Origin of the sequence: Variovorax paradoxus, assembly GCF_902712855.1 — a bacterium.
Taxonomy (GTDB): Bacteria; Pseudomonadota; Gammaproteobacteria; order Burkholderiales; family Burkholderiaceae_C; genus Variovorax; species Variovorax paradoxus_Q.
In genome coordinates, this window is record NZ_LR743507.1 from 779,583 (window position 1) to 795,275 (window position 15,693).

The window sequence follows — 15,693 nt, forward strand, 5'->3', positions numbered from 1 at the left end:
GGCACCGCGCGACGAACATCGTCAACAACCACGAGATACACGACGCATGAAGCTTTCGATTTCCAGGCGTGCCATGGTGGCAGGCGGCGCGGCCCTGGCCTTCGGGCCCGGCCTGCTGAGGCAGGCCCGCGCGGACAACGGCACGAACGGGGTGAGCGACACCGCGATCCGCATCGGGCAGTCGGCCGTGTTCAGCGGTCCGGCCAAGGACTTCGGCGTCGACTACCGCGCGGGAATCAAGCTCTACCTCGACCGCGTCAACAAGGCGGGCGGCATCTACGGCCGCAAGATCGAACTCGTCACCTACGACGACGCCTACGACCCCGCGAAGACCGCGGTCAACACCGCGAAGCTGATCGACGAGGACAAGGTCTTCGCGCTCACCGGCTACGTGGCCACGGGCAACCTCGCGGCTGCCATGCCGCTGGCCGAGAAGGCGGGCGTGCCGATGTTCGCGCCGCTGGTGGGCACCAGCTCGTTCCGCACCAAGACCAACCGCTACCTGTTCCACGTGCGCGCGGGCTACGACCTGGAACTGCGCAAGATCATCAGCCACCTGTCGACCATCGGCATCCAGTCGATCGCGGTGGTCTACCAGGACAGCGCCTTCGGCAAGTCGAACCTCGCCACCTGCGAGGAGCTCGCGGCCGACTACAAGGTGAAGGTGCTCAAGACCTTTCCGCTCGCCATCGCCGCGGAAGACGCGAAGCAGGTCGTCACCGGCCTCGCCGAAGCCAAGCCCGGGGCGGTCGTGATGATCATGGCCGGGCGCATGGTCGAGGTGTTCATGCGCGACTACCGCGCCAATGCAGTGGGCGCGCCGCTGTACACGCTGTCGGTGGGCATCACCGACGCGGCAGGTTCCGCCAAGCGGCTCGACGGCAAGCTCGCGGGACTGGTCACGGCCAGCATCGTGCCGCCGCCGCAGGCCCAGCGCGTGCCCATCGTGGCCGACTACCAGCGCGACCGTGCCGAGTTCGGCGAGAAGATCGACAGCTACACCGCACTCGAGGGCTACATCGTCGCGCGCGTCATGGTCGAAGGCCTGCGGCGCGGCGGCAAGGCGCTCACGCGCGACAGCTTCATCGCGGGGCTCGAAAGCATCGGAAGCACGCGCATGGGCGACTTCCCCATCGAGTACAGCGCGAAGAACCACAACGGATCGACCTTCGTCGACCTGGAGATGTACACCCGTGACGGCCAGTTGCGGCGCTGAGCCGCTGCACCTGCAAGTCAACGGCCAGGCGCAATCGTTCGAGGGCGTGCCGCGCGAGGCGACGCTGCTGCATCTGCTGCGCAACGACCTGGGGCTGAACGGCCCCAAGTACGGCTGCGGGCTCGGGCAGTGCGGCGCCTGCACCGTGCATGTCGACGGCGTGGCGGCGCGCGCGTGCGTGATCCCTGCGCACGGCGTGGCGGGCCGCGCCATCACCACGCTCGAAGGGCTCGGTGCGCGCGGCGGCTGGCACCCCGTGCAGGCCGCATTCGAGGACGCGCAGGCCGCGCAGTGCGGCTACTGCCTCAACGGCATGGTGATGCAGGCAGCGGCACTGCTCGCGCGCGATCCGGGCGCGACCGAAGCGCGCATCCGCGCGGAACTGTCGGCCAACCTGTGCCGTTGCGGCACGCACATCGAGATCCTCGACGCCGTGCAGCGCGCGGCGGTGCGCATGCGCGCAGAGGTGAAACAGTGAGTGGCCGGACCTGCACCCTCTCCCGCTCGCGGGGGAGGGTTGGGGTGAGGGCAGGGGCCTTCGCGCAAGCACAGCCTTCGCAAGTGCCGCGTGTCCTCACCCCCGCCCTCTTCCCCAGGGGCGAGGGCGCAAAGCCATGACCCGCCGCGCCGACCTTCCGCAGACCCGCGCCGAGTTCCTCTCGGCCGACGGCGTGCTGCTCGTCGTGCGCGAGGCGCCGCCCGCGCCGCCGCCCGCCAAGGGCCAGCCTGCGCTGGTCGCGGGCAATCCGATCGAGGGCGACGAGATCCTGCTGGCCGTGTGGGACGACGGCAGCGCCTCCGCGCTCAACGGCCATGTCGACCTGGGCACCGGCATCCAGACCGCGCTGGGCCAGATCGTGGCCGAGGAGCTCGACCTCGGCATGCCCTGCGTGCGCATGATGCTCGGCGATACCGCGCGCGCCCCCAACCAGGGCGCGACCATCGCGAGCGCATCGATCCAGATCCATTCGCAGCCGTTGCGCCTGGCCGCGGCGCAGGCGCGCGCATGGCTGCTCGCGCGCGCCGCCGGGCGGCTCGGCGTGGCGGCCGATGCGCTGCAGGTGCGCAACGGCGTGGTGCGCGTGGCCGAGGCGCCGGACCGCCACGTCGGCTACGGCGAACTCGTCGCCGGCCAGCGCACCGTGCTGCGGCTCGATCCGAAGACGCAGCCGAAGGACCCCGCCGACTATCGCGTGGTCGGCACGCGGCAGGCGCGCGTGGACATCCCGGCCAAGCTCGCGGGCGAGCTCGTCTTCGTGCACGACATGCGCGTGCCCGGCATGCTGCACGGCCGCGTGGTGCGCCCGCCCTACGCAGGCGCGGACCATGGCGAGTTCATCGGCAACACGCTCGAGGCGGTCGACGAGTCGTCGATTGCGCACATTCCCGGCATCCGTGCCGTGGTTGTCATCCGCGACTTCGTCGGCATCGTCGCGGAGCGCGAGGAACACGCCGAGCAGGCGCTGCGCGAGTTGCGCGTCACCTGGAAAGCGTGGCCCGGCATGCCCGACCTGGGCGACGTCGCACAGGCCCTGCGCGACAACCCCTCGACGCAGCGCCTGCTGGTCGACGAAGGCGACGTGGACGGCGCCATCGCCGCGGCCGCGCAGCCGATGCAGCGCACCTACGTGTGGCCGTACCAGATGCATGCGTCCATCGGCCCGTCGTGCGCCCTGGCCGAATGGCAGCCCGACGACGGCAGCGGCATGCAGCTGCGCTGCTGGGCCGGCTCGCAGAACCCGCACGTGCTGCGCGCCGATCTCGCAAAGCTCATGGGCGTGGAAGACGTGCAGGTCGACGTGGTCCGCATGGAAGCCGCCGGCTGCTATGGCCGCAACTGCGCCGACGACGTGGCGGCCGACGCGGCGCTGCTCGCGCGTGCCGTCGGCGCGCCGGTGCGCGTGCAGCTCACGCGCGAACAGGAACACGCGTGGGAGCCCAAGGGCACCGCGCAGCTCATGGAGATCGACGGCGGCCTGATGGCCGACGGCCGCGTCGCGGCCTACGACTTCGAGACTTCCTATCCGTCGAACGGCGCGCCCACGCTGGCGCTGCTGCTCACGCGCACCATCGAGCCGGTGGCGCAGGCCTACGAGATGGGCGACCGCACCGCGCGTCCGCCCTACAGCTACGACAACCTGCGCGTGAAGGTGAACGACATGGCACCGATCGTGCGCGCCTCGTGGCTGCGCGGCGTGTCGGCGCTGCCGAGTTCGTTCGCGCACGAGTCGTACATCGACGAGCTGGCCACGGCCGCGGGCGTCGACCCGGTCCAGTTCCGCCTGCAGCACCTGGAAGACCCGCGCGCCATCGAGCTGGTGCAGGCCACCGCGCAGAAGGCCGGCTGGCGCATGCGCACCGGGCCGCAGGAGAACGCCAACGGCGGTCTCGGCAAAGGCGGCGACATCCTCTTCGGCCAGGGCTTCGCCTATGCGCGCTACATCCACAGCAAGTGGCCGGGCTTCGGCGCTGCATGGGCCGCGTGGGTGGCCGACGTCGAGGTCAACCGCAAGACCGGCGAGGTGCATGTGCGCCGCGTGGTGGTCGGGCACGACGCGGGCCTGCTGGTCAATCCGGCGGGTGTCGAGCACCAGGTGCACGGCAACGTGATCCAGACCACCAGCCGCGCGCTGAAGGAGCGCGTGCAGTTCGCGCCGCAGCAGCGGCAGGGCGAAGCGTCCGGCGGCGCGCAGTTGCCGGGCGTGCTGCCTTCGGGCGTGGTCGCGAGCCGCGAGTGGGGCAGCTACCCGATCATCAATTTCCGCGAAGTGCCGGTGATCGAGGTGATGCACATGCCGCGGCCCGGCGAGCCGTCGCTGGGCGCGGGCGAGTCCTCGTCGGTGCCGGGCACCGCGGCCATCGCGAACGCGATCTTCGATGCGACGGGTGTGCGCTTCAGGTCGCCGCCGTTCACGCCGGAGACGGTGCTGGCGGAGATGAACCGGGCGTTTCTTCCACCGCCGCCGGGAGAGGGCGGGGGTGGGGGCGAGCGGCGTTTGAATGGTGACGCTGCCGTGCCCCCATCCCAACCTTCCCCCAGAGGGGGAAGGAGCAATATCGATGCGCCCTGGCCGACGCGCAAGGGTCTGTGGGCCACGGGCGCAGCCCTTGTCATCGGCGGCATCGGCGTCATCGCAGGCCTGCTCGGCTGGCGATCGGCCATCGCGCCGGTGTCGCTCACCGCGCCGGTCTACAGCCAGGCCACCATCGAACGCGGCCGCGTGCTCGCCGCGGTCGGCGACTGCGCGGTGTGCCACACCGCACCCGGCGGCGCACCCAACGCGGGTGGCCGCGCGATGGACACGCCCTTCGGCACGCTCTACACGACCAATCTCACGCCCGATGCCGAGACGGGCCTGGGCCGCTGGTCGTTCAGCGCGTTCCAGCGCGCGATGCGGGAAGGCGTCTCGCGCGACGGCCACTACCTGTACCCCGCCTTCCCGTACACCGCATTCGCGAAGACCAGCGACGACGACCTGCAGGCGCTCTACGCGTACTTCATGTCGATGCCCGCCGTGCGCGCGGAAACGCCGAAGTCGCAGCTGAAGTTTCCGTTCAGCATCCGCCCGCTGATGGCCGGATGGAACGCGCTCTTCCACGACCCCGCGCCGCTGCAACCCGTGGCCACGCAGAGTGCCGAATGGAACCGCGGCGCGTACCTCGTCAACGGCCTGGGCCATTGCGGCGCATGCCACACGCCGCGCAACGCGCTCGGCGCGGAGCAGGGCGGCGAGGCCTTCCTTTCGGGCGCGATGGTCGACGGCTGGGAAGCGCCCGCGCTCACGCAGCTGTCGAAGTCGGCGGCGCCGTGGGATGCCGACGAGCTCTATCGTTACCTGCGGCACGGCCACACGCAGCGCCATGGCATCGCCGGCGGGCCGATGGCCGAGGTCGTGCGCGAGATGCAGCAGGTGTCCGACGACGACGTGCGCGCCATCGCCACCTACCTCGGCTCGTTCAACCCCGCGCCGGTTGCCGAACCGAAGGCCGTCGCGCAGGAGGCGGTCGACAACGCCGCGCGCACACAGGGCCGGTTGCTCGGCCCCGCGCAGCGCATGTTCGACAGCGCGTGCGCCGCCTGCCATCACGACGGCAACGGCCCCACGCTGCTGGGCGTGAACACGCCGCTCGCGCTCAACAGCAACCTCACGAGCGCGAAGCCCGACAACCTGCTGCGCACCATCCTCGACGGCGTGCGCGAGCCCGCCACGCGCGACATCGGCTTCATGCCGGCGTTCCGCGACGTGCTCGACGACCGGCAGATCGCCGAGCTCGCAGGCTACATGCGCGCGCGATTCGCGCCGCAGGAACCGGCGTGGAACGACCTGCCCGCCGAAGTGGCGCGCGTGCGGGCCGCACCGGGGCACTGACGGGAAGCCCGGACCCCGAAAGAAGGGGCCTGGCCGGGCACGCGCGCGGATGCGCCGCTACGATGCGCCGTAGCGAAGTACACATCCACGGAGACATCCCGCCATGCCATTGAATCTTTCGACTTCTTCCAGCCTGCCGCGCGACGCCGGACGCGCGACCCTCGTCGGGCGGCTCTGGCAGCCCGGCGTGGGGCCGGTGCTGGTGGCCGTGCACGAAGGCGGCCTGCACGACCTGTCGAAGCTCGCGCCCACCATGAGCGATTTGCTCGAGCGCGACGAAGCCCCTGCACAGGCCGTTCGGCGCGCATTGAAGGATGCGCCGCGCATCGCCTCGCTCGACGAAGCCATCGCCAACAGCGACCAGGGCGACGGCGGTTCGCACGACACCGGAAAGCCATGGCTGCTCGCCCCCTGCGACCTGCAGGCCATCAAGGCCAGTGGCGTGACCTTCGTTGCGAGCCTGCTGGAGCGCGTCATCGAGGAGCAGGCGCGCGGCGATGCGTCCAGGGCCGAGGCCACGCGCGCGGCCATCGGCGGAGTGCTCGGCGACAACCTTGCCGACATCGTGCCCGGCTCCCCCCAGGCCATGAAGGTGAAGGATGTGCTCATCGCGCAGGGCGCATGGTCGCAGTACCTCGAGGTCGGCATCGGCCCCGACGCCGAGATCTTCACCAAGGCCCCGGTGCTTGCGGCCGTGGGCACGGGCGCCGATGTGGGCATCCATGCGGGCTCGGTGTGGAACAACCCCGAGCCCGAGGTCGTGCTCGCGGTGAACAGCCGCGGCGAGACGCTCGGCGCAGCCCTGGGCAACGACGTCAACCTGCGCGACTTCGAAGGCCGCAGCGCGCTGCTGCTCGGCAAGGCGAAGGACAACAACGCCTCATGCGCCATCGGCCCCTTCATCCGGCTGTTCGACGACCACTTCGGCATCGACGACGTGCGACGCATCACCGTGGCGCTGGAGGTGACGGGCCCCGAGGGCTTCATGCTCGAAGGCTCGAGCTCGCTGTCGAAGATCAGCCGCGATCCGCTCGACCTCGTCGCGCAGACCATCGGCAAGCACCACGCCTATCCGGACGGCTTCATGTTGTTTCTTGGAACGATGTTCGCACCGACACAAGACCGTCACGGTCCTGGCCAAGGATTCACCCATGTCGTGGGAGACCGCGTGCGCATCGCCGCACCCGAACTCGGCGCACTGGTCAACCGCGTGGTGCATGCGGACCAGGCGCCCAGATGGACCTTCGGTGTTGGTGCATTGATGCGCAACTTGGGCGGACGTGGGCTGCTGTAAGCGTTCCGTAGACGTTCTGTTGGCTGAATGAAAGGAGTTGTACTCCTTTGTGATTCATAGCCTGCGCGTTGCACTCTGTTGCTGTTGACCGCACATCGCGTTCCCCTCAAGATAACCATTGTGAAGAACGGTTAAACAAGGGAGAAGAGGTTGTCGCCGACCGAGAACGATCTATTGCAGTCGCCTGTGGACGGCCCGCTTCCGTGCGGTGAAGACCTCGAATACGACCCCGATTTCCTGGCGTTGCAGCAAGCGACGACAGGCAAGCGCGAGCAGCAGTTCGGCTCCACCATCATTCCCGCAGAGCCGCCCGACTGGGCGCGCGTGGAGCGCCTGGCGAAGCAGCTGTGCACGCGCACGCGGGACATCCGCGTGCTGGTGCCGCTCACGCTCGCGTGGACCGAGAACCGCGGCCTGCCCGGCTATGTCGACGGCCTGCGGCTCGTCGACGCGGTGCTGCAGAAATTCTGGGACGACGTGCATCCGCGGGTCGTCGACGGCGACTTCGAAGATCCGCTGCCCCGCATGAACGCATTGGCCGCGCTGGCCGAGCCCGAGGGGCTCGGACGCAGCGTGCGCGATGCCCGCCTGCTGGACGATGCCGGCACGCTGATGAGCCTGCGCCAAGTCGAGGCCCTGCTCGATTCGAGCAGGACCGACCACCAGATCGACTACCCCGGAGGCATCGGCCGCCTGAAGGATGCGGCGCGCCGCGCCAACGAGAAGTCGGCCGCACCGGTGCTGGCACTGCGCGCGGCGCTCGAATGCCTGCAGCGCATCCGCGAGACCTGCGAACGCGCGCTGGGCCAGAGCTGGGCGCCCGACTTCTCGCGCCTCGAGAAGTCGATGCGCAGCGTGGTGCAGCTGCTGCCCGAGCAGGCGCAGGCCGAAATTCCCGCACCCGAGAAAGCCCACTCTGGAGCCGATCCGCAGGCTGCGGGTGCCGCTGTGCCGCAGCAGCAGGGCGCTGCAAGTGGCGGTATCGGCCTACGCACGGTACTTATTAAAGATATTGAAATATCGAATCGTGATGATGTGCAAGTTCTGTTGGAAAAAGCTTGCCAGTACCTGGAGCGCTCGGAGCCCAGTCATCCGGCGCCGATGTTGATACGAAGGGCACAGCGTCTTCTGGAGCTCAACTTCTTCCAGATCATCGAAGAGCTCGTGCCGGAGGGGTTGCAGAAGATCGAGAGCCTCGCGGGGCGGCCGCTGAGCGGCGCGAACAGCAGCGAATAGCCGTTTCCAAGGCCACAGGGAGGGGGCACGACCCCCAAGAATTTCAGATTCAAGAGGAAGCTTTATGGCAGACAACCGCGTCAGGAACAGTGGTCAGAAATTCATCGCGCGCAACCGCGCGCCGCGCGTGCAGATCGAGTACGACGTCGAGATCTACGGCAGCGAACGCAAGATCCAGCTGCCCTTCGTGATGGGCGTCATCGCCGACCTCGCGGGCAAGCAGATGGACCCGATGCCCGATCTCGCGGAGCGCGAATTCATGGCGGTGGACATCGACAACTTCGACGACCGCATGAAGTCCATCAAGCCGCGCGTGGCCTTCCAGGTGCCCAACACGCTCACCGGCGACGGCCAGATGAACGTCGACATCACCTTCGACAGCATGGACGACTTCTCGCCCGCGCGCATCGCACGCCAGGTCGGCGCGCTGCAGCAACTGCTCGAAGCGCGCACCGAACTGTCGAACCTGCTCTCGTACATGGATGGCAAGAACGGCGCCGAGCAGCTCATCGCGCAGGCGCTGCAGAACCCGGCACTGCTGAAGTCGCTGGCGTCGGCGCCGAACCCGGCGGTGGCCAAGGCGGTGGAAGCCGCGAACGAGAAGTCGGGCGCGCCCGGCACCGCTTCCGAGTAAGCGCGAGAAGCACCCGCAGAGCCCAAGGAACGCCATCATGAGCACCGCATCCCAGAAGACCGCCGCGCAGGCGCAAGCCACCGTCGAGGCGCTCGCGCCGAACGAGTTCTCCGACCTGCTGCAGCGCGAGTTCAAGCCCAAGACCGACCAGGCCCGCGAGGCGGTGGAGAACGCCGTCAAGACGCTGGCCGTGCAGGCGCTGGAGAGCACCGTCACCATCTCCAACGATGCCTACCGCACGGTGCAGGCCATCATCACCGAGATCGACCGCAAGCTCTCCGAGCAGATCAACCAGATCCTGCACCACGAGGACTTCCAGCAGCTCGAAGGCGCATGGCGCGGGCTGCACTACCTCGTGAACAACACGGAGACCGACGAGCAGCTCAAGATCCGCGTGATGTGCGCCTCGAAGCGCGAAGTGGCGCGCTCGCTCAAGCGCCACAAGGGCATCGGCTGGGACCAGAGCCCGCTGTTCAAGAAGATCTACGAGGCCGAGTACGGCCAGTTCGGCGGCGAGCCCTTCGGCGCGCTGATCGGCGACTTCCACTTCGACCACAGCCCGCCCGACGTCGAGATGCTCGCCGAGATGGCCAAGATCGCCGCCGCCGCGCACTGCCCGTTCATCGCCGGCGCATCGCCCACGGTGATGCAGATGGATTCGTGGCAGGAACTGTCGAACCCGCGCGACCTCACCAAGATCTTCCAGAACACCGAGCACACCGCATGGCGATCGTTGCGCGACTCGGAAGACGCGCGCTACATCGGCCTGGCCATGCCGCGCTTCCTGGCGCGCCTGCCCTACGGCGCGCGCACCAACCCGGTCGACGAATTCGAGTTCGAGGAAGAGACCGACTCGGCCGCGCACAACCGCTACACCTGGGCCAACTCGGCCTACGCCATGGGCGTGAACATCAACCGCTCGTTCAAGCAGTACGGCTGGTGCACGTCGATCCGCGGCGTGGAGTCGGGCGGCGCGGTGGAGAACCTGCCCACCCACACCTTCCCCACCGACGACGGCGGCGTGGACATGAAGTGCCCGACCGAGATCGCCATCAGCGACCGTCGCGAGGCCGAGCTCGCCAAGAACGGCTTCATGCCGCTGGTGCACCGCAAGAACTCCGACTTCGCGGCCTTCATCGGTGCGCAGTCGCTGCAACTGCCGGCCGAGTACTACGACGCCGATGCCACCGCCAACGCGAACCTCGCGGCACGGCTGCCGTACCTGTTCGCCTGCTGCCGTTTCGCGCACTACCTCAAGTGCATCGTGCGCGACAAGATCGGTTCGTTCCGCGAGCGCGAGGACATGGAGCGCTGGCTCAACGACTGGATCATGAACTACGTCGACGGCAGCCCAGGCACGTCGTCGCAGGACACGAAGGCAATGAAGCCGCTGGCGGCGGCCGAGGTCCAGGTGGAAGCCATCGAGGACAACCCGGGCTACTACGCCGCCAAGTTTTTTCTCCGGCCGCACTATCAGCTCGAAGGGCTGACGGTGTCGTTGCGGCTGGTTTCGAAGCTGCCATCCAACAAGAAGGACAGCAGCTAATTCAACGGTGTCCCGCAATACGGGCGCAAATAACTTTGGGGGTTAATCATCATGGCAGTAGACATGTTCATGCGCGTCGAGGGCGCAAACGGCGAATCCAAGGACTCGAACCACAAGGACTGGACGGATATCAAGTCGTTTGCCTGGGGAGCGACGCAGCCTGGAAACATGGTCAGCGGCGGTGGCGGTGGCGTGGGCAAGGCGAGCTTCAATGACCTGCAGGTGCTCGCGCGCATCGACAAGGCGGCTCCGTCCGTCATGAAGAACTGCGCCAGCGGCAAGCACCTTGCCAAGGTCGAGGTGTCGGTCTGCAAGGCGGGGGGCTCGCAGATCGAATACACGCGCGTCACGCTCGAGGAAGTGCTGGTCACCTCGGTGCAATACACGGCCGAGCAGGGCTCCGACGCCGTGTTCGTGCAGTACGCCTTCCAGGCCGCGAAGGTGAAGCAGCAGTACTGGGAACAGACCGACAAGGGCGGCAAGGGCGCCGAGACGGTCCTGGGCTGGAACATCAAGGAAAACAAGGAAGCCTGATCTTCCTTTTTCCGATGCGCGGCCGGCCCACGGGCCGGCCGCGATGTTTTCCCGACGGCCAGCGGCCGTCATTCGCACAGCGGCCCTCAGTGCCGCGTGCCAGTCAGTCAGTCAGCGAGGAAGCTTCATGGGAGATGGGTTTGCAGTGCTGGGAGAGCGCTCCGTGGCCGAGCACACCGAATGGGTGCAGCGGCAGATCCGTGCCAGTCCCCAGAACGCCAGCCTGAGGCTCGCCCTTTGCCACTTCCTTGCGCTGCGCGGCGAGTGGCAACGGGCCGAAGACCAGCTCAAGCTCGCCACCAAGCTCGATCCCACCTTCACGCCTGCGAGCGTGACCTGTTCGATGGCGCTCGCGGGCGAACGCCATCGCACCGATTTCTGGTCCGGCGGACGCGCGCCGGCCGTCCTGGGCGGCAATGCCGACTGGGTCGAACAGCTCATCGCCGCCGCGGCATTGCCTGCCGGGCGCGCCGACGAAGCCGCGGGGCTGCGCGAGGCCGCGCGCCAAGCGGCACCCGCGCTGGCAGGCACGCTCACCAGCGTCGACCGTTCCGACTCTCGCGCCGCGCAGGCGCTGGACGGCGAGCCCGTCGCGCGCAGCGCTTTCGGCTGGCTGTGCGACGGCGACGTGCGCATCGGCCCCGTGCTGGAACTGCTCACGCCCTCGGGCTATGCATGGCTGCCGCTGACGGAAGTGCGCCGCATCAAGTTCTCGCGTCCGCAGCACCTCGTCGACCTGCTGTGGGCGCCCGCCGAGATCGAGCTGCACGACGGCCGCGCGCTCAACGGGCTGGTGCCCGTGCGCTACCCGGGCAGCCTCGAGGGCCTCGACGACGAGACCACGCTCGGCCGCCGCACCGACTGGCTGCCGCTGCCCGGCGAGGAGCAGTACGCCGGCCAGGGCCAGCGCACGCTGATCAGCGAGACCGGCGACCATTCGCTGCTCGACCTGCGGCTGGTGGAATTCACGCGGGAGGCCGCGAACGCATGAGCGCCATGATGGACATGGACGGCGACCAGCAGGAAAGCGTCGCGCGCGACCGCCTGCAGCCGGTGCTGCTCGATCGCCTCACCGACAAGACGCCGCAGACGGGTCAGGAACGCGCGGGCGCTTTCCTCATGAGCGGCAAGCTGCTGCGCGACTCGGTGCTGCGCGACCTTCAGTGGCTGCTCAACACCACCAACTTCGGCGCCGACCACGACATCAATGCCATGCCGCGCGCGCGCCGCTCGGTGGTGAACTACGGCGTTCGCGGCTGGGCCGGCGGACGCATGTCGGAGGTCGACTTCGCCGACGTCGAGGCCGCCATCCGCGCGGCCATCATCGACTTCGAGCCGCGCATCATGAAGGACAGCATCGACGTGCGCTGCGTGACCGACGCAACCGACCTCGAGCATCACAACCTGCTCGCGCTGGAGATCCGCGGCACGCTGTGGTCGGTGCCGTACCCGATCGAGTTCATCCTGCGTTCGGAGCTGGACCTGGAGAGCGGGCACATGGTGCTGCGGCCGACGGGGGGACTTTGATGCTGGCGTTCTCTTTTCGTGGAACACCGTGGAACCGGCCTTGCCTGGCCACCGGTCTTGCCCCCTGCAAGGGGGTTGGCGAAGCGACACGAAGTGCGCGCAGCCTGGGGGCGAGCGACTGATGGACGCCAGGCTCCTCGACTACTACAACCGCGAGCTCACCTACATGCACGAGCTCGGCGCCGAGTTCGCGCAGCGCTATCCGAAGATCGCGGGCCGGCTCGGCATGCGCGGCATCGAGGTCAGCGACCCGTACGTGGAGCGCCTGCTCGAAGGCTTCAGCTTCCTCACCGCGCGCATCCAGCTCAAGATGGACGCGGAGTTCCCGCGCTTCTCGCAGCGGCTGCTCGAGGTGGTGTATCCCAACTTCCTCGCGCCGCTGCCGGCCATGGCCGTGGTGCAGATCGACGGCAACCTCAACGAAGGCTCGCTGAAGGCGGGCTACGAGCTGCCGCGCCACACCATCCTGCGCGGCCGCATGATCAAGGGCGAGCAGACGGCCTGCGAGTTCTGCACCGGCCATGCCGTCACGCTGTGGCCCATCCGCATCGCCGAGGCCGGCATCGGCCCGGTGCCCGCCGAGATCGCCCACGCGATGCCGGTGGTCGCGCGCCAGGCCCGGAGCGCCATCACCATCAAGCTCGAGGCCGTGGGCGGTGCACGCTTCGCCGACATGCCGCTCGACCGGCTCGAGTTCTTTCTGTCGGGCGCCGAACTGCATGCGCTGCGCGTGCTCGAGCTCGTGGCCCACCACAGCATCGGCGTGGTGTGCCGCAGCGGCCCGGGCGCCGCGGGCGGCGGGCCGCGCATCGTGCCGCTGGGCGACGACGCCATCAGGCACGAGGGCTTCGAGCCCGACCAGGCGCTGCTGCCGTACGACGCGCGCTCGTTCCAGGGCTACCGCCTGCTGCACGAGTACTTCGCGTTCCCCGACCGCTACCTGTTCTTCAGCGTGAACAAGCTGCGCGCGGCGGTTTCGGCCATGGGCGGCACCACGATGGAGATCGTGATCCTGCTCGACCGCGCCGACGCCGACCTCGAGCGGCTGGTCGACGCCAAGCACTTCTCGCTGTTCTGCACGCCGATCATCAACCTCGTTCCGCGCCGCAGCGACCGCATCCCGGTGGGGCCGGGCCAGCACGAGCACCACGCGGTGATCGACCGCACGCGGCCGCGCGACTTCGAAATCTTCACCGTCGAGCGCGTCACCGGCCACATGGCCAACGGCTCCGAAGAGCGCGAGTTCCGGCCCTTCCTCGGCTCCTTCGCGGCTGACGACGGCGACTTCGGTGCCTACTTCTCGCTGCGCCGCGAGCCGCGCCTCGTGTCCGACCGCGCGCGGGCGCAGGGCACACGCACCAGCTACACCGGCAGCGAGGTCTACGTGTCGCTGGTCGACCAGCATGACGCGCCGTTTCCGCACACGCTGCGCCACATCACGCTCGACGCGCTGTGCACCAACCGCGACCTGCCGCTGCTGCTGCCGACCGGCCTCGAGTCGGACTTCACGCTGCGCGTTTCGGCGCCGGTGCGATCGATCCGCATCCTGCGCGGGCCCTCGCGGCCATACCCGGCGCTCGCCGAAGGGGCGATCACCTGGCGCCTCATCAGCCACCTGGGGCTGAATTACCTGAGCCTCACCGACGTCGATGCCGTGCAGGGCGCCGCCGCGCTGCGCGAGATGCTCGACCTGTACGGCAACCTCGCCGACCCGTCGGTGCGCCGCCAGATCCAGGGCGTGCGCACGATGGCGCTGGCACCGGTGTTCCGACGGCTGCCGGAACCCGGGCCGATCGTGTTCGGCCGCGGCGTGGAGATCGCGCTGAAGATCGACGAGGTCGCCTTCTCGGGTGCGAGCCCGTACCTTTTCGGCGCCGTGCTGGAGCAGTTCTTCAGCCGCCACGTGTCGCTCAACGCATTCACCGAGTTCGCGCTGTCGAGCCTGCAGCGCGGCGAGATCGCGCGCTGGACGCCGCGCGTGGGACGCCGCCCCGCCGTATGAGCGAAGCGGGCGTCACCGACGGCACGCAGCACGCCACGCCCGAGGACGAGGGCATGGCTGCCGGCATGGCGACCGATACGGCCGGCGTGCAGCATGACGTCGTGCCGCACCCGCAGCCCGGCCGGCCGGCACGGGGCGTGCCGCAAGCCGACCCCGTGCTGTGGGCCCGGTTGGTCGAGCAGCCGTTCGAGCACGACCTGTTCATGCTGCTGCGCCGTCTCGACGCGCAGGGCGGCCACCCGCTGCTGGGCCGCGCACCGCGCCCCGTGGACGAGCCGCTGCGGGTCGGGCAGGAGCCCTCGATGGCGTTCGCGCCGTCGAACGTGTCGGGCGTGGATGTCGACAGCGACGGCCCGCCGCGCATTTCGATCTACGGCTTCGGCCTGTTCGGCCCCAACGGCCCGCTGCCGCTGCACCTGACCGAGTACGCGCGCGAACGCAAGCGCCACCATGCCGACAACACCATCAGCGCGTTCGCCGACCTGTTCCATCACCGGCTGATACTGCTGTTCTACCGGGCCTGGGCCGATGCCCAGTCGGTCAACAGCCTCGACCGTCCCGACGGCCACCGCTTCGTCGACTACGTCGCCAGCCTCATGAACATGGGGCAGCCCGGGCTGAAGGAGCGCGACCGCATCGCGGACCATGCCCGCACCTTCATGGCGGGCCACCTCGTGCGCCAGACGCGCAACCCCGAAGGGCTGATCCAGATCCTCAGGCTCTACTTCGACGTGCCGGTGCGCATCGAGGAGTTCGTGAGCGACTGGGTGATGATCGACGAGCGCGAAGTCAGCTGCCTCGGCCTGTTCGGGCGCAACCACCGGCTCGGCGGCGGCGCCACCATCGGCCTGGCGGTGCGTGATGCGCAGAGCAAGTTCCGCCTCGAGCTCGGGCCGCTCACGCAGGAGCAGTTCCGCGAGCTGCTGCCCGGCAGCAAGCGGCTGCAGCAGGTGGTCGACTGGGTGCGCCAGTACGTGGGCATCGAGTTCGCGTGGGAGCTGCGCCTCGTGCTCAAGAAGCAGGACGCGCGCGCCACCCAGCTCGGCGGCAATCAGCGCCTGGGCTGGGGCAGTTGGCTCGGCACCCGCCTCGCGGACACCGATGCCGGCGACATGGTGTTCCAGCCCGAAGCATTGTTTTCCCGTTCCGCATCGGCGGCTCCTACCGATGCATCCCTTACCCGCTCTTCCGCAACTTCGCGCGAGACGCCGACGACATGACTACATCACGGTCTTTTCGGGAAACACCGTGGAACCGGCTCTGCCGGGCCACAGGTGTTGCCCCCTGCAAGGGGGTTGGCGTAGCGACACGAAGTGCGCGAAGACTGGGGGTTA

12 protein-coding genes are annotated in these 15,693 nt (G+C 68.7%); all 12 read left to right on the forward strand.

All coding sequences use genetic code 11. The annotated features are described in order from the left end of the window. Positions 1 to 46: 46 nt before the first annotated feature. The 12 genes from AACL56_RS03700 to tssG all read left to right on the forward strand — a co-directional run bounded on the left by AACL56_RS03700 (position 47) and on the right by tssG (position 15,579). Positions 47 to 1,216 (forward strand): ABC transporter substrate-binding protein, encoded by a 1,170-nt coding sequence (locus tag AACL56_RS03700; protein WP_339088484.1) that lies wholly within the window; start codon positions 47 to 49, stop codon positions 1,214 to 1,216. After that, a complete protein-coding gene (locus AACL56_RS03705) occupies positions 1,194 to 1,694 on the forward strand; it encodes a (2Fe-2S)-binding protein (RefSeq protein ID WP_339088485.1) in 501 nt (166 codons plus the stop codon). Before AACL56_RS03700 ends, AACL56_RS03705 begins: the two co-directional genes overlap by 23 nt. 136 nt (positions 1,695 to 1,830) lie before the next feature. Further along, positions 1,831 to 5,586 (forward strand): molybdopterin cofactor-binding domain-containing protein, encoded by a 3,756-nt coding sequence (locus tag AACL56_RS03710; protein ID WP_339088486.1) that lies wholly within the window; start codon positions 1,831 to 1,833, stop codon positions 5,584 to 5,586. 103 nt (positions 5,587 to 5,689) lie between these two features. Beyond that, a complete protein-coding gene (locus tag AACL56_RS03715; protein ID WP_339088487.1) occupies positions 5,690 to 6,880 on the forward strand; it encodes a fumarylacetoacetate hydrolase family protein in 1,191 nt (396 codons plus the stop codon). 150 nt (positions 6,881 to 7,030) lie between these two features. Then, positions 7,031 to 8,116, forward strand: a complete 1,086-nt coding sequence (tssA, locus tag AACL56_RS03720) for a type VI secretion system protein TssA (protein WP_339088488.1) — start codon at positions 7,031 to 7,033, stop codon at positions 8,114 to 8,116. A gap of 64 nt (positions 8,117 to 8,180) precedes the next feature. Next, positions 8,181 to 8,750, forward strand: a complete 570-nt coding sequence (gene tssB / locus AACL56_RS03725; protein WP_339088489.1) for a type VI secretion system contractile sheath small subunit — start codon at positions 8,181 to 8,183, stop codon at positions 8,748 to 8,750. A gap of 37 nt (positions 8,751 to 8,787) precedes the next feature. After that, a complete protein-coding gene (gene tssC, locus AACL56_RS03730; protein ID WP_339088490.1) occupies positions 8,788 to 10,296 on the forward strand; it encodes a type VI secretion system contractile sheath large subunit in 1,509 nt (502 codons plus the stop codon). A 51-nt stretch (positions 10,297 to 10,347) separates the two neighbouring features. Continuing rightward, positions 10,348 to 10,830 (forward strand): Hcp family type VI secretion system effector, encoded by a 483-nt coding sequence (locus tag AACL56_RS03735; RefSeq protein WP_339088491.1) that lies wholly within the window; start codon positions 10,348 to 10,350, stop codon positions 10,828 to 10,830. 127 nt (positions 10,831 to 10,957) lie between these two features. Further along, positions 10,958 to 11,821, forward strand: a complete 864-nt coding sequence (locus AACL56_RS03740; protein ID WP_339088492.1) for a type VI secretion system accessory protein TagJ — start codon at positions 10,958 to 10,960, stop codon at positions 11,819 to 11,821. 8 nt (positions 11,822 to 11,829) lie between these two features. Further along, on the forward strand, positions 11,830 to 12,357 hold the full coding sequence (gene tssE, locus AACL56_RS03745) for a type VI secretion system baseplate subunit TssE (RefSeq protein ID WP_339092792.1): 528 nt from the start codon (positions 11,830 to 11,832) through the stop codon (positions 12,355 to 12,357). 121 nt (positions 12,358 to 12,478) lie between these two features. After that, positions 12,479 to 14,359 (forward strand): type VI secretion system baseplate subunit TssF, encoded by a 1,881-nt coding sequence (gene tssF, locus AACL56_RS03750; protein WP_339088493.1) that lies wholly within the window; start codon positions 12,479 to 12,481, stop codon positions 14,357 to 14,359. Continuing rightward, positions 14,356 to 15,579, forward strand: coding sequence for a type VI secretion system baseplate subunit TssG (gene tssG / locus AACL56_RS03755; RefSeq protein WP_339088494.1), 1,224 nt, complete (start codon positions 14,356 to 14,358; stop codon positions 15,577 to 15,579). The genes tssF and tssG overlap by 4 nt, the downstream gene beginning before the upstream one ends. Positions 15,580 to 15,693: the final 114 nt, after the last annotated feature.